The 1,787-nt window shown below is 66.7% G+C and carries 1 protein-coding gene; it reads left to right on the top strand.

What is annotated here, in order from left to right:
* Positions 1–98 precede the first annotated feature (98 nt).
* On the top strand, positions 99–1,520 hold the full coding sequence (locus tag F2Q65_RS19220; protein WP_150095009.1) for an IS1380 family transposase: 1,422 nt from the start codon (positions 99–101) through the stop codon (positions 1,518–1,520).
* Positions 1,521–1,787 lie beyond the last annotated feature (267 nt).

Genomic DNA, 1,787 nt, shown 5'->3' on the forward strand with positions numbered 1-1,787 from the left:
CCCGCAAATCTCACCAAGGGATTGAAGGAGGGCGGCTCTATCTGGCATAAGGGTTGTGCGATCAACGACTTGTGCCGAAACGGGAGAACCGCCCTCCAATGACAGAGTGTAACGGCGAACAGCTGGAGTTTCACGGCCTGGGACGACGCGCGGTGGTGGCGCGTTTCGACGGCGGCGCCATCAGCACCGATGGCGGTGCGTTGTTGTTGCGCGAGGTCGAGGCGAGGACCGGATTGCTGGCGGCGGTCGCCGAGCAGTTCACCGATCATCGCGACCCGGAGTTGATCGAGCATACGGTGGGCGAACTGGTCTCGCAGCGCATCCTGGGCCTGGCGCTCGGCTACGCGGACCTCAATGACCATGACCGCTTGCGTGTCGACCCCTTGCTTGCTGTGGCGGCAGGCAAGGATGACCCGACGGGCCGGGATCGCCGCCGCGAGCAGGATCGGGGCAAGGCGCTGGCCGGCTCCAGCACCCTCAACCGCCTGGAGCTGACACCGGCGGACGCCGACAGTGCGGCGCGCTACAAGAAGATCGTCGCCGACCAGGCGGGTCTGGACCGGGTGCTGGTGGAGCACTTCATCCAGTCTCACGACACGCCGCCCGAGACGCTTTGGCTCGACCTCGACGCCACCGACGACCCCCTCCATGGCCATCAGGAGGGGCGCTTCTTCCACGGCTATTACGGCAACTACTGCTATCTGCCGCTCTACATCACCTGTGGTGAGCATGTGCTCTGCGCGCGGCTACGCCGGTCCAACATCGACGCCGCCGCAGGCAGTGTCGAAGCACTCACGCGCATCGTCGTCCAACTGCGCGCCGCGTGGCCGCAGGTGCGCCTCATCATCCGCGCCGACAGCGGCTTTTGCCGCGATGACATCATGGCCTGGTGCGAGGCCGAGGGCGTCGACTTCGTCCTCGGCCTGGCCAAGAACGACCGGCTCAAGGAGTTGAGCCTGCACTGGCGCATCGAAGCCCAGCAAGCGTTTCTCGACACCGGCGAGGCAAACCGGGTGTTCGGTGAGTTTCAGTACCGCACGCGCGATAGCTGGAGCCGCGCACGGCGCGTCGTCGTCAAGGCCGAGCATTTGGCCAAGGGCGCCAACCCGCGCTATGTGGTCACCTCCCTGAGCGCTGAGGAGGCCGACGCGCGCCCCCTGTACGAGGACCTGTACTGCGCGCGCGGCGACATGGAGAACCGCATCAAGGAACAGCAGCTGGAGCTGTTCGCCGACCGCACCAGCACGCAGACCATGCGCGCCAACCAGCTGCGGCTCACCCTCTCCACCGTCGCCTATACCCTGCTCGTCGCATTGCGCCGGTTGGGCCTGCAGAACACCGAACTCGAGCGCGCCACGCCGGGCACCATCCGCATGCGGCTCCTGAAGGTCGGCGCGCAGGTGCGCGTGAGCGTCCGTCGGGTCGTCGTGGCGCTCTCCGACGCCTTCCCCGCGCAAGATGTCTTCATACAGGCGATGCGCAACCTCGCCGCCATGCCGGCACGCGCCGGCCCCGCCTAACCACCTCGCCGCCGCGCGGGAACGACGGCGACGGCGCACATCGCCACCAGATTCAGTGCCGCGACCCGGTGCTGACGGGCGACTGTGGCCTGCGGCTGACCATCGCTCGCCAAAACGTCGAAAAAGGCCGCTCCGAGCGCCCCGGCAGCGACCTGGTGAGGTCTCGGCAGCGGCCAATACACCTGTTAAGCGACGCGTTCGGCCGGAATGGCAATGGGGTCTTGTTTGCCCCCATTGATCTGCTCGGCTGGTGAGATATGCGGGCTA

The sequence above is a fragment of the Thiohalocapsa marina genome (assembly GCF_008632335.1).
In the GTDB taxonomy this organism is placed as follows: domain Bacteria; phylum Pseudomonadota; class Gammaproteobacteria; order Chromatiales; family Chromatiaceae; genus Thiohalocapsa; species Thiohalocapsa marina.

What these genes read in the sequence shown, in the direction of transcription:
- F2Q65_RS19220 (WP_150095009.1), top strand. Translation starts at nt 99, where the DNA reads ATGACAGAGTGTAACGGCGAACAGCTGGAGTTTCACGGCCTGGGACGA.